Here is a 19,786-nt window from a genome sequence, read left to right on the forward strand (position 1 = left end):
ATTAAGCGCGCCCTGTAGCAGCTGCCGAGCCTTCGAGGCTGCGTCCGGCTGCGAAGCAGTCGTTAAATCTTACCCAGCGGTCTCTCCATTAAACCGTGCGTGCAGAATTTACGACTGCTTCGCAGCCGGACGCAGCCTCGCAGGCTCGGCAGCTGCTACAGGTGTAGGGTGCATACCGATCCATTGAGGCGAGTCAAATGACCAAAACCATCGCCATCGTGGTCTTCGCAGGCGTCCAGTCGCTGGATGTCACCGGCCCCATGGATGTGTTTTCCGAAGCCAATCGTTTCCTTCCCTCGCAGGATCACTATCGCCTGGAAGTGATCGGCGTCGAGCGCGGAGTCATGGCCTGTTCCAACGGTTTGTCGCTCAATGCCCATCGGCATTTCAGCGAAGCGCTCGATGCGTATGACTTGTTGCTGGTTGCGGGTGGCCCGCAGTTGCCTTTCATGGACTTCGGAATGGCCTTCGATGCCTGGCTACGCGAGGCTTGCGCCCGGGCGCAGCGTTTCGGCTCGATCTGCAACGGCGCTTTCACGCTCGCCCGGGCCGGGTTGCTGCAGGGCAGGACGGTGACTACTCATTGGGGCGATGCAGCGGCGTTGGCGGCGTTGTGCCTTGGCACGCAGGTTGAAGCGGATCGGCTGTACGTGCAGGACGGCGAGCTGTACACCTCGGCCGGGGTCACGGCAGGCATTGATTTGTCGCTGTACCTGCTGGCCCGCGATCACGGAGCGGAAGTTGCGCTGAGCGTGGCAAAACGGCTAGTAGTGTTCACGCAGCGCTCGGGTGGACAATCGCAGTTCAGTCCATTCCTCACGCCCCATGCCGAACCGACGTCGGCGGTGGCGATGGTCCAGCATTACGTGCTGGCCAATCTCACCGGCGATCTGACAATTGCCGACCTGGCCAATGCGGCCAACATGAGCGCGCGCAACTTTTCCCGGGTGTTTGCCAAGGACGTGAAAATCACCCCGGCGGAGTTTGTCGAGCGGGCGAGGGTGGATGCGGCGCGGGTGCTGCTTGAGAGCACCCGGTCGCCATTGAAAACCGTGGCCTACCAATGCGGTTTTCGCGATGCCCAGCACATGCGCAGTGTCTTCAACCGCCGACTCGGGATAACGCCGAAGCAGTTCAGGCTGAATTTTTCGGCGATGGTTTGAGCGGGTATTTAGAGTGCCCGTCAGTGCCTCATCGTCGGATCGCCGCCCGGAGCAAGCGCGCTCCCACATCTGGAACGCATTCCACCCTGTGGGAGCGAGCATGCTCCGGGCGGCGATCCGACGATTGCTGCAGCTCAGGCGACAAGTTTTACCGCGCCGGCAAAATCTTCAACGTACTCCGCGTATTGGCCATGACTTCCTCATCATTGAGGTACGCCTGGAAATACACTCCTTCGATATACGCCTCGGCCTGATCCTCATAGTGCTTGTCCAGCGGCACGCCGCTCTGGCCAAGCGGGTTGACGGTCAGGCTGTGCGCCGGGTCGGCGAAGTCGATCAGACGGCGGGTCGAGGGGCCGTAAGTAACGGGCCACGGCGCGGGGCCGATTTTCGATGACAGGTTGTTCGGCACTTCATGGCTGCCGGGCGCGGCGAACGGTCCGACGTTAAACACACGGTCCAGCGGCTTCTGCTGACTCAGCGGATGGCCGTGCGTCAGCGTGTGCGCCTTGCCCCACTGCCATTGCGCAGTATCGCCACCCAGTGTGGACCGAAGGTGCGCAAGGCTCGCTTGCCACGCCAGCTTGACCGTATCGGCGCGCGTTTCCTTGCCGAGGGTGTTGCGGTTATCCCACCACGGCGATTTCGCATCTGCGGCCAGGCGAGGCAGCGCGGCATCGATCACCCGGGTCGAGAGCAGCGTTTCGAAAAAGTCATTGCCCAGTTCGTCGTGCATCGTCGCGTCGGCCAGGTTGAACAGCAACTGGTTGAACAGCGTAGCGCTGGTGGAATCCAGCGGATAGTCGCCTTTCCACTGCGCCAATTGCTCGATCATTTTCAGCTCGGCCGCATCGCTCGTCACGTCGCGCAGTACCGGCAACAACGGCGCGAGCAAACGCGGGCCGTACGCGGTTGTGGTGCCCAATTGCAGTTGCTTGCTCGCTTCCAGATCCCATTTGATGGTCTTGTCACTGAGTTCGCGGTTGAGCTGCTGCCCGCGATCGGCCAGGTTGTAATAGCCCGGGATCTCGATGCCCGCCGGTGACACCGGTTGGAAATTGGCCGAGACGATATAGCCGCGCGCCGGGTTCTCTTCCTGCGGATTGGCGCTGAACGGGTAGAAACCATCCTTGTCCGCCTCAGCGCTACCACCATCGAGGATGAACCACGGCCGCACGCCCGCCGGACGCTTCGGCAGTTGCGCTGCCGCCCACCAGCCGATGTCGCCCTTGGCATTGGCCCAAACGATGTTCAGGCCCGGCGCCTGGACCTTGGCAGCTGCACTGCGAGCCTTGGCCAGGGTGTCGGCGCGGTTGAGCTGGTAGAAGCCCTCAAGGATCGGGTTCTGGCTTTCGAGGAAACCCCACCACATGGCAATCGGTGTTTTGCCGGCGTTCTTGCCCAGTGCGTCATTGACGATCGGGCCATGCGGCGACTGGCGCAGCACCAGCGTCACCGGTGCCTGGCCCTTGACTGCGATCTGCTGTTCGGTGGTAACCATGTCCACCCAATTGCCGCGATACCAGACCTGGTTTGGATTGTCCGGATTGACCTTCTCGGCAATCAGATCCAGATCGTCGTTCTGGAACATGGTGATGCTCCAGCCGAAATGGCTATTCAACCCGAGGGAAGCGAATGGCATCAGCGCCTGATAGTGGCCGTACAGATCAAAGCCCGGCGCCGAGAGCTGAGCTTCGTACCACACCGATGGCGCGGAGAAACGAATGTGTGGATCACCGGCCAGCAGCGGTTTGCCGCTTTTGGTGCGGCTACCAGCGACCACCCAGGCGTTGCTGCCTTCAAACTGCGGCAGGCCGTTGTCGGCCAATACCTGTTCGCTCAGGCGGGCGAGGGCATTGAGGTCTTGCCAGTCCACGTTGGCAAGGTGCCGCACAGTGCTGCCAGGGTGTTTCGCCAGTACGCCGTTGGGCTGCCATTCCAGATCGAAGACTTTCAGGTACTCGGGGCCGAGCTGATCGCGCACGTAGGTCAACAACGGTTCGGTGCGAAACGCTGCAGCAAAACTGTAGGCCATGTAGCCGGCGATGCTGATGGTGTCCTGCGCGGTAAACGGGCGCTTGGAAATGCCGAGCGCATCGAACTCGGCAGGCTTCGCGTGGCTGTCCTGATACTGGTTGATGCCGTCGAGATAAGCCTGCATGGCGATGAACGTGGGCGACTGCTTGTCCAGATTCGCCAGGTAGGTTTCAGCGCGTTCGCGAATGCGCAGGCTACGCATCAGCTTGTCAGTGTCGAGCAGTTTCGGGCCGAGCACTTCCGCCAGTTCGCCGCGGGCGAGACGGCGCAGGATTTCCATCTGGAACAAGCGGTCCTGGGCGTGCACGTAGCCGAGGGCTCGGTACATATCGGGTTCGTTTTCAGCACGAATATGCGGAACGCCACGCTCGTCGTAACGCACCGTGACCGAACCTTGCAGATGCTGCAATTCGACCATGCCCTGGCGTGTCGGCTGCTTGCTGTAGACGTACCAACCGACCCCGGCGGCGAGCACGACGATCAGCAGGGCAAGTACGGTCAGCAGACGCTTCATGAGAATTCCTTGTTCTTGTTATGTAAGGCAGCAGTTCCCTGGCGCCACTGTTTAACACGGCTTGCCGGCCCGGCCCATCACCCTTAGGAGGGATTCGTATTGCCGGGTTTGTCACGCTTCGCGGTGTGGGCCTGCCACGGGCAGTAACACCCCACCGCCAACGTGTGCGTGGCGTTCACCGCGCGACCTTCGTTAAGCGCCTGCAGAATCGGCTCGATAAAACTGTTACTGGAATTGCACGTCAGGCCTTCGCTGTACGGGCCGAAGTACGCCAGTTTGCCGCTGCGATCCCAGATTGCCACGGCGGGGCTGGCGGGGATCTGTTCTGCGCCGGGTAAAACCGTAATGGTTTTCAGATCGCCCAGGCTGTCCGGCAATTGCCCGTGGCTGCCGGTTTTTTGCACGGCATAAAATTCCACGCCTTGCGGCGCGTAGCGGGCGACCAGTTCGGTGAGGTGTTGTTGATTGCCGACATTGCACGGGCAGGCTGGATCCCAGAAGTGCACGAGGCGGATCGCGCCGGCGCCGGCGAGCTGATCGGGCAGGCGCAAGGGATCGCCGGAGAACACCGCCGTATGCGAACTGAATGCGCGCAGGTAGCGGCCCTGAAACCAGTCATACGCCGCCCACAAAACACCGGCACACACGAGAACGAGCAGGGTGGCGGGCAGTGGGGTGCGGTAAGGCGAACGCATGGGTCGGTGTCCTCGAAGGTCGCCCAGCTTGCCATGCTTGCCGCGACAGATGAATATCGCAGGCCCATAAAGTCTGTTTCATGATTTGGAATCATCCATGCCTGCCAACTTCGACCCTGATGTTCTGCGTGCCAGCTTGCGGCCCTTGGCCGGGTGGCAGTCGCTGTCGAAAGAAGCGCAGGCTTACCAGCGCTTCTACGGTGTGGATTTCCCCGGGCGGGAATTGCGCAGTGGTCTGGGTCGTTTCGAGGTGGGCGGTTACCAAGTGGTCAGCCAGGTCTGGTGGCCAGCGCGGGCGAAGGCGACGCTGCTGTTGTTCCACGGTTTCTACGATCACACCGGGCTGTATCGTCATGTGATCGAGTGGGCGCTGGATCAGGGTTTTGCGGTGCTTGCCTGCGACTTGCCGGGGCATGGGCTTTCCAGCGGTGAGCGGGCGAGTATCAAGGATTTCGCCGAGTATCAGGACACGCTGCAAGGACTGTTTGTCGAGGCGCAGGCGCTGGACTTACCGAAACCGTGGCACCTGTGCGGACAAAGCACCGGCGGTGCGATTGTGATTGATCACGTCTTGAACGCGGGTGCGGACAGTCCGGCCCAAGGTCAGGTGATCCTCTTGTCGCCATTGGTGCGACCGCGCGCCTGGGGCTGGTCGCAGCTCAGCTATTACGTGCTCAAGCCTTTCGTCAAAGGCATCGCGCGGCGCTTTAGCGAAAACTCCAACGATCCGGATTTTTTACCGTTCCTGCAGGCCGATCCGCTACAGCCGCGGCGTTTACCGACGGCGTGGGTTGGTGCATTGGCGCGGTGGATCAAGCGAATTGAAGCCGCGCCGGCCAGCACTCGGCGCCCGCTGATTGTGCAGGGGCAGGCGGACATGACGGTGGATTGGGTGCATAACCTGCAGATATTGAAAGCCAAGTTCGATCGACCGCAGGTGTTGATGTTGCCGCAAGGGCGACATCATCTGGCGAACGAGACGTTGGCGATGCGGCAGGAGTATTTCGGGTTTTTGACGAAGCGGATTAATGGCTGAGGTCTTTAGTGGCAGTTTCGGCCCTATCGCGGGCAAGCCTCGCTCCCACAGTTGACCGAGTAGTACTCAAGGATTCTGCCCCACCGCCAACCCCGCCCGAATCGCCGCCAGTGCTGCCTGGTAATAAGCCTTGCCTTCAGTCGACTCGGCAAACGTGGCGAATTCTTCCAGTTCGTTATCCGACAGGTCGCGGTAAACGTACAGCAGCGTGTTATTCACATCGCTGCCGATCTGATCCATCAAACGCTGGCGTTGCCCGTTCAACATGCCTTGCGCCTGACCGCCACCGAGCAGGCCGGGGATCATCGAACTCAGGCTGTCGGCCGCGACACCGGCGATTGCCAGACTGACTTCCGCACCCGCTTCGCGCGCCGGTAATGCCTGGGCCAAGTGGCCGATGATCAGTTGGCGGTTATCGCTGACCTGCATCTTCGGCAGACCCTGGGCGTTTTTCGCCAGTTGATCGCGCCGGGTCGCGAGCAATTCAGCCGCGACGATTTTCTTGCCCAAGGGCGACTGAAAAAATGCCAGGGCCGGTTGGGGGTCGGCGAGGGTCTTGCGCAGTTGCGCTTCGGCACGCTGATCCACAGCCTGTGATGCAAAGCGTTTGTTGCTGTTGTTCAACAGCGCCTGAAATACCGCCGGCGGCAGGCTGTTCTGATAGCGCTGCTGCGCCGCCGAGAGGGCGTCGTTGAAATGCGCGCGTTGTTCCGGCCAGCCGGCAACCTTGTACAGCTGGTCGTAGCCGTCTGCCCAGGCAGGCATTACGCAGAATATCAGCAGTGAGAAAAGCAAACGGCGCATAGGGACTCCTGTCAGCAGGCGACTATTCTCCGTGTGGCATCCGGACTTGTCGAGAATTCGTATCAAGGCGCTGCGCGGCTCTGTCGGATTTTCGGACACAGGAATACTATGCGCGCCATGCAAATACCCTCTGATCACCCGCTGCTGTTACGTATCGTCGACGACCTGGCCGAACAGGGCTGGTCGCAGCAGAATATCTTCCTGCCTCTGGATCTGACCGGAGCACTGGCGGGCGAGTGCCGTAAACGTGCTGCCGAAGGTGAACTGGCCCCGGCTGCAGTGGGGCGCGGGGCGACCTCGGAAGTGCGCGAAGGCATTCGTGGCGACCACATTCAGTGGATCGAGCCGGGTCAGGCACCGGCGTGTGATAGCTACCTGCAGCTGATGGACAGCCTGCGCGAGGCGATGAATCGCGGTTTGTACCTGGGCCTTGAAGACTTCGAAAGCCATTTTGCGATGTACCCGCCCGGGGCTTTTTATCTCAAGCACGTCGACCGTTTCCGCGATGATGACCGGCGCATGGTCTCGGCGGTGGTCTATCTCAATGACGGCTGGTTGCCGGAACACGGCGGTCAGCTGCGCATGTACCTCAAGGATGGCGTTGAATACGATGTGGTGCCGACCGGAGGCTGCCTGGTGGTGTTCCTCTCGGGCGGAGTGCCCCACGAAGTTTTGCCGGCAACGCGTGATCGCCTGTCTCTGACGGGCTGGTTCCGGCGTCGCGGCAACGAGCCGTTCTGATCATGCAAAAGATTCTGGTAAGCCGTTGTCTGCTGGGGCACCGCGTTCGCTACGACGGCGGGGCCAGCGGGCCGTTTGATCTGCTTCAGCAGTGGCTTGATGAAGGCCGCGTGGTGCCGCTGTGTCCGGAAGTGGCCGGCGGTTTGCCGACACCGCGGGCGGCGGCGGAGATTCCCGGCGGGCAGGGGAGTGAAGTGCTGGATGGGCAGGCCGCGGTAATCACGACGGATGGCGAAGATGTCAGTGCGCAGTTTCTTAGCGGTGCTCACCAAGCGCTGGCGTTAGTGCGCGAGCACGGTATTCGAGTTGCCGTGCTGAAGGCCAACAGCCCGTCGTGCGGTAATTTGCTCACCTATGACGGGACGTTCAGTGGCGTGAAGGTCAGCGGCGAAGGCGTCACCGCTGCGTTGCTCAAACGCCATGGCGTGCAAGTCTTCAGTGAGCTGGAACTGGCCGAAGCCGGCGCCGCACTGAAAATCTAAAGCCCCACATACCCCTGTAGGAGCCGGCTTGCTGGCGATAGCTTGATAACAGTCGACGAGAGGTTGAATGTTAAATCGCAATCGCCAGCAAGCCGGCTCCTACAGTTGATCGCGTAAGGCTCAAGGTTTCTGCGCCGTACCCGCATCCGCCTTCAACCACTTCTGCTCCAGCGCCTCCAGGCGTCCATCTGCCTTGATCCGCTGCAACGCGTTCTCCAGACTGGCGTGAAACGCCGGGTTACCTTTCTGAAACGGTATCGCCAGGCTTACTTTCTGCACTGCTTTGGGTGCGGCGTCCTGCAGCGACTGCACCAGCACCATCGGCCGCGGTTGTTCTTCCTTCTGCGCGATCAATTGCCCGTCGGCGATTGTGTAAGGCTCGCTGAAGTCGAAACGATCCTTGAGATCCGGGGTCAGTGCTATGTGATTGATGGCGACGTCGTACTTGCCGCTCTCGACGCCGGCCAGCAGATCATTGGCATCAGTGACGACGAAGTCGGCGCGCACATCCAGTTCACTGGCCAGCATCTGACCCAGCTCGACTTCAAAGCCTGCGAGTTTGCCGTCGTCCTTGTAATTGAAGGGCGGTGTATTAGCCTCAAGGGCAATGCGCAGTTCACCGCGGTCGTTGACGTCGTCGATCAGTTCGGCATGAGCCAGCGGGCTCAGAAGGGGTAGCAGGCAGATCAGGCCAGGCAGAAAGCGCATGGTCACTCCTTTGAATTCATTATCGCGAGGCTCAGGATCAGGCTCGCTTTGCTATGGTTATGCGTGCCTTCGACAACGAATGGTCATGAAGTTGTCATGACCGAGCGGATTTTACGGAAAAACTGGAGAAGAAAATGAAAACCTTTATGTCACGAGCCGCTTTCGCTGGCCTGTTGCTGAGTGCTTCGATGTTGGCGACGGCTGCGACGCCTGCGCCCAAAGGGGCAGAAGCGTTCATTGTTTCCCCTGAAGATGGCGCCACCGTGCCGCAGGAGTTCAAGGTCAAGTTCGGCGTGAAACACATCTCGTTGGCTCCAGCGGGCGACGTCACCAAAAACACCGGCCACCATCACTTGCTGATCGACGTCGACAAACTGCCACCTGCAGGCGCGCCGATTCCAACCGACGCCAACCACATGCACTTCGGCAAGGCGCAAACCGAAGCCACCATCAAACTGGCGCCGGGCAAGCACACCTTGCAGCTCGAACTGGGCGATGCGGGCCACATGCCGTTCGATCCGCCGATTGTGTCGGAAAAGATAACGGTCAATGTGAAGTGAGATTTTAGCAGGTATGAAAAAGGGAGCCCGAAGGCTCCCTTTTTTGTTGCTCACACAGTAATCAGAACAACACGCGGCAACGAATGGTGCCATTGATGTGCTGCAGCTTCTCCTGGGCGATTTCCGAGTAATCGGCATCGACGTCGATCACGACGTAGCCGACTTTCTCGTTGGTCTGCAGGAACTGACCGGAGATGTTGATGCCGTTTTCGGCGAAGACCTTGTTGATCTCGCTCATCACACCCGGAATGTTCTCGTGGATGTGCAGCAGACGGTGCTTGCCAGGGTGAGCCGGCAGGGCCACTTCCGGGAAGTTCACGGACGATACCGAGGTACCGTTGTCGCTGTACTTGACCAGTTTTTCCGCCACTTCCAGACCAATGTTGGCCTGCGCTTCAGCGGTGGAACCGCCGATGTGCGGGGTCAGGATCACGTTGTCCAGGCCACGCAGCGGGCTTTCGAACTCTTCGTCGTTGGAGCGTGGTTCCACCGGGAAAACGTCGATGGCCGCGCCGATCAGGTGCTTGTCCTTGATCGCATCCGCCAGCGCTTGCAGCTCGACCACGGTGCCGCGAGCGGCGTTGATCAGGATGCCGCCCTTCTTGATCGCGCGAATTTCTTTCTCGCCGATCATCCACTGGGTGGCCGCGGTTTCCGGCACGTGCAGGGTGACAATGTCGGACATGCCGAGCAGCTCGTGCAGATTGTTGACCTGGGTCGCATTACCCAGGGGCAGCTTGGTCACGGTGTCGTAGAAATACACCTGCATGCCCAGGCCTTCGGCCAGCACCGACAGTTGCGTGCCGATCGAGCCGTACCCGACGATACCCAGCTTCTTGCCGCGGATCTCGAAGGAATTGGCTGCGCTCTTGATCCAGCCGCCACGGTGGCAGGATGCGTTTTTCTCAGGGATGCCGCGCAGCAACAGGATCGCTTCGGCCAGCACCAGTTCCGCTACGGAGCGGGTGTTGGAGTAGGGCGCGTTGAACACCGCAATGCCGCGTTCGCGCGCTGCGTTGAGGTCGACCTGGTTGGTGCCGATGCAGAAACAGCCGACCGCCACGAGCTTCTTCGCGTGATCGAAAATTTCTTCGGTCAGTTGCGTGCGAGAGCGAATGCCGATGAAGTGGGCATCAGCGATCTTTTCCTTCAGCTGGGCTTCCGGCAGAGAACCGGTGAGGTACTCGATGCTGGTGTAGCCAGCCGACTTGAGGACGTCGACAGCCGATTGGTGGACGCCTTCAAGAAGAAGGAACTTGATCTTGCTCTTATCGAGAGAAGTCTTGCTCATCTGCGTAAACCTGTATCCCGGAGAAAAATGGCAGGAAATAGCCAGCAGACGCTGACCCGGACGGCAACAAACCGTCGCCGCAGAATAGCCGTTGGGCACTATCCTGCGGGGTCGATATGCTAGCATAGGCGCCCCGCTAAACACTCATTCCTGCGACGTGAAGCGTTCTCAGGATGACCATGAATTGTTCGAGAGTTCTGTCGATGACCAATCCTGCGCTGATTGATGAGCTGAAGACCCTGGTTGAGCCTGGCAAGGTGCTGACCGACGCCGACTCCCTCAATGCTTACGGCAAGGACTGGACCAAGCATTTCGCCCCGGCACCGTCTGCGATCGTGTTCCCGAAAACCACCGAACAGGTCCAGGCCATCGTGCGTTGGGCCAACGCGCACAAGGTTGCGCTGGTGCCATCGGGCGGACGCACCGGGCTTTCCGCCGCCGCCGTCGCGGCGAATGGCGAAGTCGTTGTGTCTTTCGACTACATGAACCAGATTCTCGAGGTGAACCTGACTGATCGCACTGCGGTGTGCCAGTCGGGCGTGGTCACCGAGCAGCTGCAAAACGTTGCTGAAGAAAAAGGCTTGTATTACCCGGTGGATTTCGCTTCGGCAGGTTCCAGCCAGATCGGCGGCAATATCGGCACCAATGCCGGCGGGATCAAGGTGATTCGCTATGGCATGACCCGCAACTGGGTCGCCGGCATGAAAGTGGTCACCGGCAAGGGCGATGTGCTCGAACTCAATCGCGACCTGATCAAAAACGCCACCGGCTACGACATGCGCCAGCTGTTCATCGGCGCCGAAGGGACGCTCGGTTTCGTCGTGGAAGCGACCATGCGCCTGGACCGCGCTCCGAAAAATCTCACAGCCATGGTCCTCGGCACCGCCGACTTCGACGCGATCATGCCGGTGCTGCACGCCTTCCAGAGCAAACTCGATCTGACCGCGTTCGAATTCTTCTCCGACAAAGCCTTGGCCAAAGTCATGGGCCGTGGTGACGTGCCGCTGCCGTTCGAGACCGATTGCCCGTTCTACGCGCTGCTGGAATTCGAGGCGACCACCGAAGAAGTCGCCAACCATGCGCTGGAAACCTTCGAGCACTGCGTCGAGCAGGGCTGGGTGCTGGACGGTGTCATGAGCCAGAGTGAAACCCAGCTGCAGAATCTGTGGAAGCTGCGCGAGTACATCTCCGAAACCATTTCCCACTGGACGCCTTACAAAAACGACATTTCGGTCACCGTGTCGAAAGTCCCGGCATTCCTCAAGGAAATCGACGCGATTGTCGGCGAGCACTACCCGGATTTCGAAATCGTCTGGTTCGGCCACATCGGCGACGGCAACCTGCACCTGAATATTCTCAAGCCGGAAAACCTCAGTAAGGACGAATTCTTCGCCAAGTGCGCGACCGTCAACAAGTGGGTGTTTGAAACCGTCGAGAAATACAACGGTTCAATTTCTGCCGAACACGGCGTGGGCATGACCAAGCGTGACTACTTGACCTACAGCCGCTCGCCGGTTGAGATCGAGTACATGAAAGCCGTCAAAGCGGTGTTCGACCCGAACGGCATCATGAACCCGGGCAAGATCTTCGCAGTTTGATTTTCGACCTTAAGTGCAACGAATCAGGAGTCGGTCAATGAGCTATCAGCACCAGTATGTCGACGGTACCCGTATTCACTTCCCGCTGGGCAAAGTGGTGTGCATCGGCCGCAACTACGCCGAACATGCCAAGGAACTGGACAATCCGGTGCCTACCGAACCGCTGCTGTTCATCAAGCCGGGCAGCTGCGTGGTGCCGCTGGAAGGTGGTTTCAGCATTCCGACCGAACGCGGCTCTGTGCATTACGAAGCGGAAATCGCGGTGCTGATCGGCAAGCCGTTGTCGACCAAACCGAGCCGTGAAGAAGTGCTCGACGCCATTTCCGGTTTTGCTCCGGCGCTGGACCTGACCTTGCGTGACAAGCAGGCCGAGCTGAAATCCAAAGGTCTGCCGTGGGAAATCGCCAAGTCCTTCGACGGCGCCGCAGTGATCGCCCCGTTCGTTTCCGGCAGCCATTTTGCCGACCTGACCGACATCGGCATTCGCCTGACCATCAACGGCGAAGTGCGCCAGGATGGCAACAGCAAGGACATGCTCAACCCGATCGTGCCGATGATCCAATACATGGCGGGTTGCTTCTCGCTGCAGGCCGGTGATGTGATTCTGACGGGTACGCCGGTGGGCGTTGGCCCGCTGAATGTCGGCGACGAACTGGTGATCGAATTGCCGGGCGCAAGCAGCTTCAACAGCAGCGTCCGCTGAGTCACTGCAACTTCTGTAGGAGCCAGCTTGCTGGCGATAGAGATTGGTCATTTGATTGTTCCCGTCCAGAGCATGGGAACGATCATGGAGATGGGCAGTCCCGCCGTTTCCCGTTTTTTTCACATTTTGTCTGGATAATTCTGCAGCGGTCGACATCTTCCGCGCTCGCGCTTGTGCTATTACCTCTGGCCTGAATTTCTGGAACGTTTTCTCCATGCCCCCCCAGCCAACTGCAAAGTTTGTAAACGCCCGCCGCCCGCGCTTCTCCATGCGTTGGTATGTCTGGTTTGTGCTGATTGTCGCAGCCGCCTATGGCCTGGCCTTCGCGATGCATTGGGACGACCGTGGTGTGTTGTGGTTGCAAGAGCGTTTCGAATCAAAGACGGAGCGTAAGGACAGCATCTGGCTGCCGGATTACAAGGCGGTCATCGACGCGAAAGCACTGCCTGGCATGGAAGAGGACGAAGCGTCCGACCTTGCGTACAACCCGCAAACCAAAACCCTGTTCTCGGTGATGGGCAAGAATCAGTTTCTGGTCGAGCTGACTTTGCAGGGCGATGTGTTGCGCAAAATGCCGCTGGTGGGCTGGAGCAATCCGGAAGCGCTGACGGCGATGGGCAACGGTTTGCTGGCGATCGTCGATGAACGCGCGCACGTCTTGTCCATCGTCAAAGTCGATGCCGCGACCCGTGAGCTGAATATCGCCAGCTTCCCGAAATACGACCTCGGTCCATCCGAAAACCAGAACAAGGCGTTTGAAGCGATTGCCTGGGACGCAGGGCGTCAGCAGATCCTGCTGGGCGAAGAACGTCCACCGGCATTGTTTAGCTGGAAAAGCGACGGCAGCCAGACGCTCACCGGAGACAAGCAGAAGCTCGCCAGCGACGAACTGGATATCCGTAACCTGTCGGCGCTGGCCATCGACCCTCGCACGGGTCACACGCTGGTGCTGTCTGCCGATTCACACCTGCTGCTGGAGCTTGACGAGACGGGCGAGCAGGTCAGTTTCATGACCTTGCTTGGCGGTTTCAACGGGTTGAAAAAGACCATCCCGCGCGCCGAGGGCGTGACCATGGACGAGGCGGGCACACTGTACATCGTCAGTGAGCCGAACCTGTTTTATCGATTCGAAAAGCAGCACTGATCGACTAACGTGTAGGAATGCTTACTCCTGGTTGTAGGCCAAGGCTAATGGCCATTAAGCTTCAATTCAGACTGCCGTGGTATTTCATCCGCCCGTCCTGATTCCGAGCTTCCCTGAATGCGCCGACTTGCCCGTCCCAAACCCCTGATTCTGATGTTCGGGGTCATTGCCCTGATCGCGCTGATTGCGATTGGCCAGTTCATGCGCCTGTTCGAGCGCGCCTGGTTCAATGTGCACACGCTCTGGCAGGCGGAAAGCGCCCAGTCCATCGGTCTCGATCACTACAGGGTCATGGTCGAGGCGCGGGTCATTGATGGGCTGAACGACAATGTCTCGGCGCTGACTTACGATCCGGTGCGCAAAAGCCTGTTCACCGTGACCAACAAAGACTCTGAACTGGTTGAGCTGTCGCTGGAAGGTCAGATTATCCGACGAATTTCTTTAATCGGTTTCGGCGATCCGGAGGCCGTGGAGTTCATCAGCGCCGATACTTACGTAATCACCGATGAACATCAGCAACGACTGATCAAGATTCATCTGGACGAAGACACGACGTTCCTGGACGCAGCCGATGCCGAGCAGATGACGCTGGGTGTGCATATGAACGGCAATAAAGGCTTTGAAGGGCTGGCGTACGATTCGGTGGGCAAGCGTCTGTTTGTCGCCAAAGAACGCGACCCGATGCTGATTTATGAAGTTCAGGGTTTTCCTCATTACAATCCAGAAAAATCCTACGCGGTGCACGTGGTGAACAACCCGAAGCGCGATGCCGGAATGTTCGTGCGCGATCTGTCCAGCCTGCAATACGACGAGCGCAGCGGGCATTTGCTGGCGCTGTCGGATGAGTCGCGGCTGATTCTGGAACTGGATGTGGACGGGCGGCCCCTGAGCACCATGTCATTGAGCAAGGGGCGTCAGGGATTGCAGAAGACTGTGCCGCAAGCGGAAGGTATTGCCATGGATGACGACGGAACGATGTACCTGGTGAGCGAGCCGAACCTTTTCTATGTGTTCAAAAAGCCTGCGCAACCCTGAGTCGCACCTCTCATCCGTGGGAGCAAAGCTTGCCCGCGATGGCGGTTTAAATGGCACACCGCGTTATCGTTGATCGCGAGCAAGCTTGCTCCTACGGGTGCTCGGCCGATCAGGCCCTGAGGGTCTTCACACCTTCACTCGTCCCCAACAACAGCACATCCGCAGGACGTGCGGCGAACAGGCCATTGGTGACCACGCCGACGATCGCATTGATCTGTGTTTCCAGCTCTTTCGGATTGGTAATCTGCATGTTGAACACATCCAGAATGATGTTGCCGTTATCGGTCAGCACGCCTTCACGGTAAACCGGGTCGCCGCCCAGCTTTACCAGTTCGCGAGCGACGTGGCTGCGAGCCATCGGGATCACTTCGACCGGTAGCGGGAACGCGCCCAGGACGGGCACCAGTTTGCTGGCGTCGGCGATGCAGATGAAAGTCCTGGCCACGGCCGCGACGATCTTCTCGCGAGTCAGCGCAGCGCCGCCGCCCTTTATCAGATTCAGATGCTCATCGCTTTCATCGGCGCCGTCGACGTAGAACTCAAGGTCGCTGACGGTGTTCAGCTCGTACACCGGAATGCCGTGTCCCTTCAGGCGCGCGGCAGTGGCTTCGGAGCTGGCGACCGCGCCGTCGAACGCACCTTTGTGCTGCGCCAGGGCATCGATGAAACAGTTGGCGGTGGAGCCAGTGCCAACCCCGACGATGCTCTTGTCATCGAGTTTCGGGAGGATGAGGTCGACGGCGGCCTGAGCCACTGCCTGTTTGAGTTGATCCTGGTTCATGCGGGCTCCGAAGGCGGGCAAGGGGGGCGGAAAGGCCGGCATTATAGGCTTGGCCATAGTGCAGGGGGAAACACCCTGTGGTGAGAGGATTTTATCTGTGGTGAGGGGGTTTATCTGTGGTGAGGGGATTTATCCCCGTTGGAGTGCGAAGCACTCCCCAGCATTCTTTCAGGCTGCACCGCGTTCTACGGTTTTACGACGGCTGCGCCGCCGAACGGGGATAAATCCCCGCGCCACAGAAATACCTCCATCACAAAGATATTCCACCACCACACGGGATCTGCTGTGGTTAAAACCACCGGTTTAGTGTGGTCGCCCGGCCGAAAGCCGGGTTAGACTCCTTGGCCCTGCCCAACCCGCTCAGTGATGCTTTCCGATGCTCGAACAGTACGTCAAAAAGATCCTCACATCGCGCGTTTATGACGTTGCCGTAGAAACCCCGTTGCAGACTGCTCGCCAGCTCTCCGAGCGGCTGGGCAACAGCATTTGGCTCAAGCGCGAAGACTTGCAGCCGGTGTTCTCCTTCAAGATTCGCGGAGCTTACAACAAGCTCACTCAGTTGAGCGACGAAGAGCGTGCCCGTGGCGTTGTCACCGCTTCTGCAGGCAATCACGCGCAGGGCCTCGCGCTGGCAGCGAAAGTGTTGGGCGTGAAAGCAACCATCGTCATGCCCAAGACCACCCCGGAAATCAAAGTTGAAGGCGTGCGCTCACGCGGCGGCAAAGTGGTTCTGCACGGGGATTCGTTCCCGGAAGCGCTGGCCTATTCGCTGAAACTGGTCGATGAAAAAGGCTACGTCTACATTCACCCCTACGACGATCCCCACACCATTGCCGGGCAGGGCACGGTGGCGATGGAGATTCTGCGTCAGCACCCGGGGCGCCTGGATGCGATCTTCGTTCCGGTGGGCGGCGGCGGGCTGATCGCGGGTATCGCGGCGTACGTGAAATACCTGCGCCCCGAGATCAAGATCATCGGCGTCGAACCGGACGATTCCAACTGCCTGCAGATGGCCATGGCGGCCGGCGAGCGTGTGGTGTTGCCCACTGTGGGCATCTTCGCCGACGGCGTTGCGGTGGCGCAGATTGGTCAATATACGTTTGAGATCTGTAAAGATCATGTCGATGAAGTGATCACCGTCAGCACCGACGAAATCTGTGCGGCCATCAAGGATATCTACGACGATACCCGTTCGATCACCGAACCTGCGGGCGCGCTCGGCGTCGCGGGTATCAAGAAATACGTCGAGCAGCACGGGATCACCGGCCACACTTTCGTCGCGATCGATTCCGGTGCCAACGTCAACTTCGACCGCCTGCGCCATGTCGCTGAGCGCGCCGAACTGGGCGAGGGTCGCGAAGCCATTATCGCTGTGACCATCCCGGAAAAACCGGGCAGCTTCAAGGCGTTCTGTGAAGCCATCGGCAAACGCCAGATCACTGAATTCAACTACCGCTACAACACCGGCAGCGAGGCGCACATCTTCGTCGGCGTGCAGACGCACCCGGACAACGACCCGCGCAGTGCATTGCTGGCCAGTCTCACCGAGCAGGGTTTTCCGGTGCTCGACCTGACCGACAACGAATTGGCCAAATTGCACATTCGCCACATGGTCGGCGGGCGTGCGGCGCACGTTGTCGATGAGGTGGTGCTGCGTTTCGAATTCCCGGAGCGTCCGGGCGCGTTGTTCAATTTCCTCAACAAACTTGGCGGGCGCTGGAATATTTCGATGTTCCATTACCGCAATCACGGCGCGGCGGACGGTCGCGTGGTGGCTGGGTTGCAGGTGCCTCACGACGAGCGTCATATGGTTCCTGCAGCACTTGAGGAAATCGGCTACCCGTTTTGGGATGAAAGCGACAACCCGGCGTATCAGCTGTTTCTCGGCTGAAAGGCTACGCTGATGGACAGCCCTTAAGGAAATCGCACAATGGAAACGTTAACCGCCCTGAAAATGGCACACACCGCGGCGACGGCAATCATGTTCGCCTGTGCGCTGGGGCTGGGTATATGGGTCTGGCAAACGCGGCGTAGTGGCGATGCGACTGCTGCGCAGCGCACGCTGCAGGGTCCACGGTTGTTCGCCTGGCTGTTCATGGGCATTGCCTTGCTGAGCATGCCGTTCACCGGTTGGTGGATGGTGCATTTGGTGGGCTGGCCATTGGGGCAGACGTGGTTGCTCGCTTCAAGCGTGCTCTACGCGGTGGCGGCGCTGGGCTGGTTCTGGCTGTTGGTGCGGCTGAACAAGTTGCGCAAGGCGACGGGAGGGAACGGCAAGTTCACCTTTGCCCTTGCACTGATCAGCTTCGTTTGTTTTGTCGCCATTGCCGGGTTGATGGGCGCAAAACCGGTTTAGCACAGACTCTGTAGCAGCTGCCGAGGTACGAGGCTGCGATGGGCTGCGAAGCGGCCCTTATGGGCGTTCCTGCGGACCGCAACGCAGCCTCGTACCTCGGCAGCTGCTACAGGTGATGTCAGTCGCGCAGAGTCATCACCGGCCAGCCACGCTTCTGTGCCTCAGCGCGCAGATTCGGATCCGGATCCACCACCACCGGATTCGCCACTTGTTCCAGCAACGGCAAATCGTTCATAGAGTCGCTGTAGAAATAACTGTCCTCCAGCGAATACCCGGTCTCCTCCAGCCAGCGATTCAGCCGGGTCACCTTGCCTTCACGGAAGCACGGAACGTCGGTGCTGCGCCCGGTATAACGGCCATCGACCATTTCGCATTCAGTGGCGATCAGGGTGTCGACGCCCAGGCGCACCGCGATCGGCGCCGTCACAAAACGGTTGGTGGCAGTGATGATCACCAGTTTGTCGCCGGCGTCGCGGTGCTTGGCCAGCAGCTCCATGGCTTTTGGCAGGACGATCGGCTCGATGCAGTCGCGCATGTAATCCAGGTGCCACTGCTCCAGCGTGGCCATCTCGGTGCGGCCGAGCACTTCCAGGCAAAAATTCAGATACGCGTCATTGTCCAGCTTGCCGGCCAGGTAATCCTGATAGAACTCATCGTTGCGTGCCTTGTAGGCCACGGCGTCGAGGAAGCCGCGCTCGCACAGGTAATCGCCCCAGGCGTGGTCACTGTCGCCGCCCAAAAGCGTGTTGTCCAAGTCGAATAAAGCCAGGCGCATTGCAGTTACTCGCTGAAAAGTCTGTAGAAAGGCGTCCAGAATACGGACTTTTCACAAGAGTGCACATAAGGTAGGCAGCCTCGTTGCTGCCTTCACAACCTTTGTGGAACAATGCGACGACATGCGTTTGCGAGGTTGTTGCCGTGATCGACCCCGATGGTTTCCGCCCCAATGTCGGGATCATTCTCACGAATGATGCCGGACAGGTGCTATGGGCTCGCCGTATCAATCAAGATGCGTGGCAGTTTCCACAGGGAGGGATCAACCCCCAGGAGACGCCGGAAGACGCCTTGTACCGCGAGTTGAACGAAGAAGTCGGGCTGGAGCGCGAGGATGTTGAAATACTCGCCTGCACCCGGGGCTGGTTGCGCTATCGTTTGCCGCAACGTCTGGTCCGCACCCACAGCCAACCGCTGTGCATTGGCCAGAAGCAGAAATGGTTTCTCCTGCGCCTGATCTCCAACGAGCAGCGGGTGCGGATGGATTTGACCGGTAAACCGGAATTCGATGGCTGGCGCTGGGTCAGTTATTGGTATCCGTTGGGCCAGGTGGTGACATTCAAGCGCGAGGTTTATCGACGCGCTCTCAAAGAGCTTGCCCCGCGCCTTTTATCGCGCGACTGACGACGGAGTTCGACCCCGAGCCATGCTCAATACGCTGCGCAAGATCGTCCAGGAAGTTAACTCCGCCAAGGATCTCAAGGCGGCGTTGGGCATTATTGTGCTGCGCGTCAAAGAGGCAATGGGCAGTCAGGTCTGCTCGGTCTACCTGCTCGATCCCGAGACCAATCGCTTCGTGCTGATGGCCACCGAGGGCCTGAACAAGCGCTCGATCGGCAAGGTCAGCATGGCGCCGAACGAAGGTCTGGTCGGTCTGGTCGGTACCCGTGAAGAACCCCTGAACCTGGAAAACGCAGCGGGTCACCCGCGCTATCGTTACTTCGCCGAGACCGGTGAGGAACGCTACGCGTCTTTCCTCGGGGCGCCGATCATTCACCACCGCCGCGTCGTCGGCGTGTTGGTCATTCAGCAAAAAGAACGCCGCCAGTTCGATGAAGGTGAAGAAGCCTTCCTCGTGACCATGAGCGCACAGCTCGCCGGCGTTATCGCCCACGCCGAGGCCACCGGTTCGATCCGCGGTCTGGGCCGTCAGGGCAAAGGCATTCAGGAAGCAAAGTTTGTCGGCGTACCGGGCTCGCCGGGTGCGGCGGTCGGTACTGCGGTGGTCATGTTGCCGCCGGCCGATCTGGACGTGGTACCGGACAAGACCATCACCGACATCACCGCCGAGCTGGGGCTGTTCAAGACTGCCATCGAAGGCGTGCGCGCCGACATGCGCGCGTTGTCCGCCAAACTCGCGAATC

The 19,786-nt window shown here is 59.5% G+C and carries 20 protein-coding genes; 13 read left to right on the forward strand and 7 right to left on the reverse strand.

The window, feature by feature from the left end:
- The first annotated feature begins 197 nt into the window (after window positions 1-197).
- On the forward strand, window positions 198-1,163 hold the full coding sequence (locus tag DU29_RS0122210) for a GlxA family transcriptional regulator (RefSeq protein WP_028623679.1): 966 nt from the start codon (window positions 198-200) through the stop codon (window positions 1,161-1,163).
- 148 nt (window positions 1,164-1,311) lie between these two features.
- On the opposite strand, the gene DU29_RS0122215 is transcribed toward DU29_RS0122210, so the two are convergent.
- Window positions 1,312-3,714: a penicillin acylase family protein gene (locus DU29_RS0122215; protein ID WP_028623680.1), complete on the reverse strand. Its 2,403-nt coding sequence runs from the start codon at window positions 3,712-3,714 to the stop codon at window positions 1,312-1,314.
- A gap of 83 nt (window positions 3,715-3,797) precedes the next feature.
- Window positions 3,798-4,409 carry a DUF6436 domain-containing protein gene (locus tag DU29_RS0122220; RefSeq protein WP_028623681.1) on the reverse strand — a complete coding sequence of 204 codons (612 nt, stop codon included), beginning with the start codon at window positions 4,407-4,409 and terminating at the stop codon, window positions 3,798-3,800.
- A 97-nt stretch (window positions 4,410-4,506) separates the two neighbouring features.
- Here DU29_RS0122220 and DU29_RS0122225 point away from each other — a divergent pair, with 97 nt between their 5' ends.
- A complete protein-coding gene (locus DU29_RS0122225) occupies window positions 4,507-5,445 on the forward strand; it encodes an alpha/beta hydrolase (RefSeq protein WP_028623682.1) in 939 nt (312 codons plus the stop codon).
- 66 nt (window positions 5,446-5,511) lie between these two features.
- On the opposite strand, the gene DU29_RS0122230 is transcribed toward DU29_RS0122225, so the two are convergent.
- Window positions 5,512-6,249, reverse strand: coding sequence for a DUF2059 domain-containing protein (locus DU29_RS0122230; RefSeq protein ID WP_028623683.1), 738 nt, complete (start codon window positions 6,247-6,249; stop codon window positions 5,512-5,514).
- Between the two features lie 108 nt (window positions 6,250-6,357).
- Between DU29_RS0122230 and DU29_RS0122235 the strand changes: the two genes are divergently transcribed.
- Window positions 6,358-6,990, forward strand: coding sequence for a 2OG-Fe(II) oxygenase (locus DU29_RS0122235; protein ID WP_028623684.1), 633 nt, complete (start codon window positions 6,358-6,360; stop codon window positions 6,988-6,990).
- A 2-nt stretch (window positions 6,991-6,992) separates the two neighbouring features.
- Window positions 6,993-7,472: a DUF523 domain-containing protein gene (locus DU29_RS0122240; RefSeq protein WP_028623685.1), complete on the forward strand. Its 480-nt coding sequence runs from the start codon at window positions 6,993-6,995 to the stop codon at window positions 7,470-7,472.
- A gap of 120 nt (window positions 7,473-7,592) precedes the next feature.
- On the opposite strand, the gene DU29_RS0122245 is transcribed toward DU29_RS0122240, so the two are convergent.
- The gene (locus DU29_RS0122245) at window positions 7,593-8,180 is read right to left on the reverse strand and encodes a transporter substrate-binding domain-containing protein (protein WP_028623686.1); all 588 of its coding nucleotides are present in this window, start codon (window positions 8,178-8,180) and stop codon (window positions 7,593-7,595) included.
- A gap of 134 nt (window positions 8,181-8,314) precedes the next feature.
- Between DU29_RS0122245 and DU29_RS0122250 the strand changes: the two genes are divergently transcribed.
- Window positions 8,315-8,740 (forward strand): DUF4399 domain-containing protein, encoded by a 426-nt coding sequence (locus DU29_RS0122250; RefSeq protein WP_028623687.1) that lies wholly within the window; start codon window positions 8,315-8,317, stop codon window positions 8,738-8,740.
- A 61-nt stretch (window positions 8,741-8,801) separates the two neighbouring features.
- Here DU29_RS0122250 and serA read toward each other — a convergent pair whose 3' ends face one another.
- Window positions 8,802-10,031, reverse strand: a complete 1,230-nt coding sequence (serA, locus tag DU29_RS0122255) for a phosphoglycerate dehydrogenase (protein WP_028623688.1) — start codon at window positions 10,029-10,031, stop codon at window positions 8,802-8,804.
- Window positions 10,032-10,234: 203 nt separating this feature from the next.
- Between serA and DU29_RS0122260 the strand changes: the two genes are divergently transcribed.
- The 4 genes from DU29_RS0122260 to DU29_RS0122275 all read left to right on the forward strand — a co-directional run bounded on the left by DU29_RS0122260 (window position 10,235) and on the right by DU29_RS0122275 (window position 14,511).
- Entirely contained in the window at window positions 10,235-11,629 is a 1,395-nt protein-coding gene (locus tag DU29_RS0122260; RefSeq protein WP_028623689.1) for an FAD-binding oxidoreductase, read from the forward strand.
- Between the two features lie 37 nt (window positions 11,630-11,666).
- Window positions 11,667-12,332 carry a fumarylacetoacetate hydrolase family protein gene (locus tag DU29_RS0122265; protein ID WP_028623690.1) on the forward strand — a complete coding sequence of 222 codons (666 nt, stop codon included), beginning with the start codon at window positions 11,667-11,669 and terminating at the stop codon, window positions 12,330-12,332.
- Window positions 12,333-12,546: 214 nt separating this feature from the next.
- Complete coding sequence (locus DU29_RS0122270; protein ID WP_028623691.1) at window positions 12,547-13,476, forward strand: SdiA-regulated domain-containing protein; 930 nt, start codon at window positions 12,547-12,549, stop codon at window positions 13,474-13,476.
- Window positions 13,477-13,593: 117 nt separating this feature from the next.
- Window positions 13,594-14,511, forward strand: coding sequence for an SdiA-regulated domain-containing protein (locus tag DU29_RS0122275; RefSeq protein WP_028623692.1), 918 nt, complete (start codon window positions 13,594-13,596; stop codon window positions 14,509-14,511).
- Between the two features lie 109 nt (window positions 14,512-14,620).
- Here the strand turns inward: DU29_RS0122275 and rpiA are convergent, their stop codons facing one another.
- Window positions 14,621-15,292 carry a ribose-5-phosphate isomerase RpiA gene (gene rpiA, locus DU29_RS0122280; protein WP_028623693.1) on the reverse strand — a complete coding sequence of 224 codons (672 nt, stop codon included), beginning with the start codon at window positions 15,290-15,292 and terminating at the stop codon, window positions 14,621-14,623.
- Window positions 15,293-15,668: 376 nt separating this feature from the next.
- Between rpiA and ilvA the strand changes: the two genes are divergently transcribed.
- Complete coding sequence (gene ilvA, locus DU29_RS0122285) at window positions 15,669-17,183, forward strand: threonine ammonia-lyase, biosynthetic (protein WP_028623694.1); 1,515 nt, start codon at window positions 15,669-15,671, stop codon at window positions 17,181-17,183.
- 39 nt (window positions 17,184-17,222) lie between these two features.
- The gene (locus DU29_RS0122290; RefSeq protein WP_028623695.1) at window positions 17,223-17,648 is read left to right on the forward strand and encodes a DUF2269 domain-containing protein; all 426 of its coding nucleotides are present in this window, start codon (window positions 17,223-17,225) and stop codon (window positions 17,646-17,648) included.
- A 118-nt stretch (window positions 17,649-17,766) separates the two neighbouring features.
- On the opposite strand, the gene DU29_RS0122295 is transcribed toward DU29_RS0122290, so the two are convergent.
- The gene (locus tag DU29_RS0122295; protein ID WP_028623696.1) at window positions 17,767-18,423 is read right to left on the reverse strand and encodes an HAD family hydrolase; all 657 of its coding nucleotides are present in this window, start codon (window positions 18,421-18,423) and stop codon (window positions 17,767-17,769) included.
- 143 nt (window positions 18,424-18,566) lie between these two features.
- Between DU29_RS0122295 and DU29_RS0122300 the strand changes: the two genes are divergently transcribed.
- Window positions 18,567-19,046, forward strand: coding sequence for an RNA pyrophosphohydrolase (locus DU29_RS0122300; RefSeq protein WP_028623697.1), 480 nt, complete (start codon window positions 18,567-18,569; stop codon window positions 19,044-19,046).
- Window positions 19,047-19,068: 22 nt separating this feature from the next.
- Window positions 19,069-19,786 (forward strand): GAF domain-containing protein (locus DU29_RS01000000130330; protein WP_033050788.1); only part of this gene is annotated, 718 nt, incomplete at its 3' end.

It is taken from the genome of Pseudomonas sp. Ant30-3 (assembly GCF_000690905.1).
Classification (GTDB): Bacteria; Pseudomonadota; Gammaproteobacteria; order Pseudomonadales; family Pseudomonadaceae; genus Aquipseudomonas.

What these genes read in the sequence shown, in the direction of transcription:
- DU29_RS0122210 (WP_028623679.1), top strand. Translation starts at nt 198, where the DNA reads ATGACCAAAACCATCGCCATCGTGGTCTTCGCAGGCGTCCAGTCGCTG.
- DU29_RS0122215 (WP_028623680.1), bottom strand. Translation starts at nt 3,714, where the DNA reads ATGAAGCGTCTGCTGACCGTACTTGCCCTGCTGATCGTCGTGCTCGCC.
- DU29_RS0122220 (WP_028623681.1), bottom strand. Translation starts at nt 4,409, where the DNA reads ATGCGTTCGCCTTACCGCACCCCACTGCCCGCCACCCTGCTCGTTCTC.
- DU29_RS0122225 (WP_028623682.1), top strand. Translation starts at nt 4,507, where the DNA reads ATGCCTGCCAACTTCGACCCTGATGTTCTGCGTGCCAGCTTGCGGCCC.
- DU29_RS0122230 (WP_028623683.1), bottom strand. Translation starts at nt 6,249, where the DNA reads ATGCGCCGTTTGCTTTTCTCACTGCTGATATTCTGCGTAATGCCTGCC.
- DU29_RS0122235 (WP_028623684.1), top strand. Translation starts at nt 6,358, where the DNA reads ATGCGCGCCATGCAAATACCCTCTGATCACCCGCTGCTGTTACGTATC.
- DU29_RS0122240 (WP_028623685.1), top strand. Translation starts at nt 6,993, where the DNA reads ATGCAAAAGATTCTGGTAAGCCGTTGTCTGCTGGGGCACCGCGTTCGC.
- DU29_RS0122245 (WP_028623686.1), bottom strand. Translation starts at nt 8,180, where the DNA reads ATGCGCTTTCTGCCTGGCCTGATCTGCCTGCTACCCCTTCTGAGCCCG.
- DU29_RS0122250 (WP_028623687.1), top strand. Translation starts at nt 8,315, where the DNA reads ATGAAAACCTTTATGTCACGAGCCGCTTTCGCTGGCCTGTTGCTGAGT.
- serA (WP_028623688.1), bottom strand. Translation starts at nt 10,031, where the DNA reads ATGAGCAAGACTTCTCTCGATAAGAGCAAGATCAAGTTCCTTCTTCTT.
- DU29_RS0122260 (WP_028623689.1), top strand. Translation starts at nt 10,235, where the DNA reads ATGACCAATCCTGCGCTGATTGATGAGCTGAAGACCCTGGTTGAGCCT.
- DU29_RS0122265 (WP_028623690.1), top strand. Translation starts at nt 11,667, where the DNA reads ATGAGCTATCAGCACCAGTATGTCGACGGTACCCGTATTCACTTCCCG.
- DU29_RS0122270 (WP_028623691.1), top strand. Translation starts at nt 12,547, where the DNA reads ATGCCCCCCCAGCCAACTGCAAAGTTTGTAAACGCCCGCCGCCCGCGC.
- DU29_RS0122275 (WP_028623692.1), top strand. Translation starts at nt 13,594, where the DNA reads ATGCGCCGACTTGCCCGTCCCAAACCCCTGATTCTGATGTTCGGGGTC.
- rpiA (WP_028623693.1), bottom strand. Translation starts at nt 15,292, where the DNA reads ATGAACCAGGATCAACTCAAACAGGCAGTGGCTCAGGCCGCCGTCGAC.
- ilvA (WP_028623694.1), top strand. Translation starts at nt 15,669, where the DNA reads ATGCTCGAACAGTACGTCAAAAAGATCCTCACATCGCGCGTTTATGAC.
- DU29_RS0122290 (WP_028623695.1), top strand. Translation starts at nt 17,223, where the DNA reads ATGGAAACGTTAACCGCCCTGAAAATGGCACACACCGCGGCGACGGCA.
- DU29_RS0122295 (WP_028623696.1), bottom strand. Translation starts at nt 18,423, where the DNA reads ATGCGCCTGGCTTTATTCGACTTGGACAACACGCTTTTGGGCGGCGAC.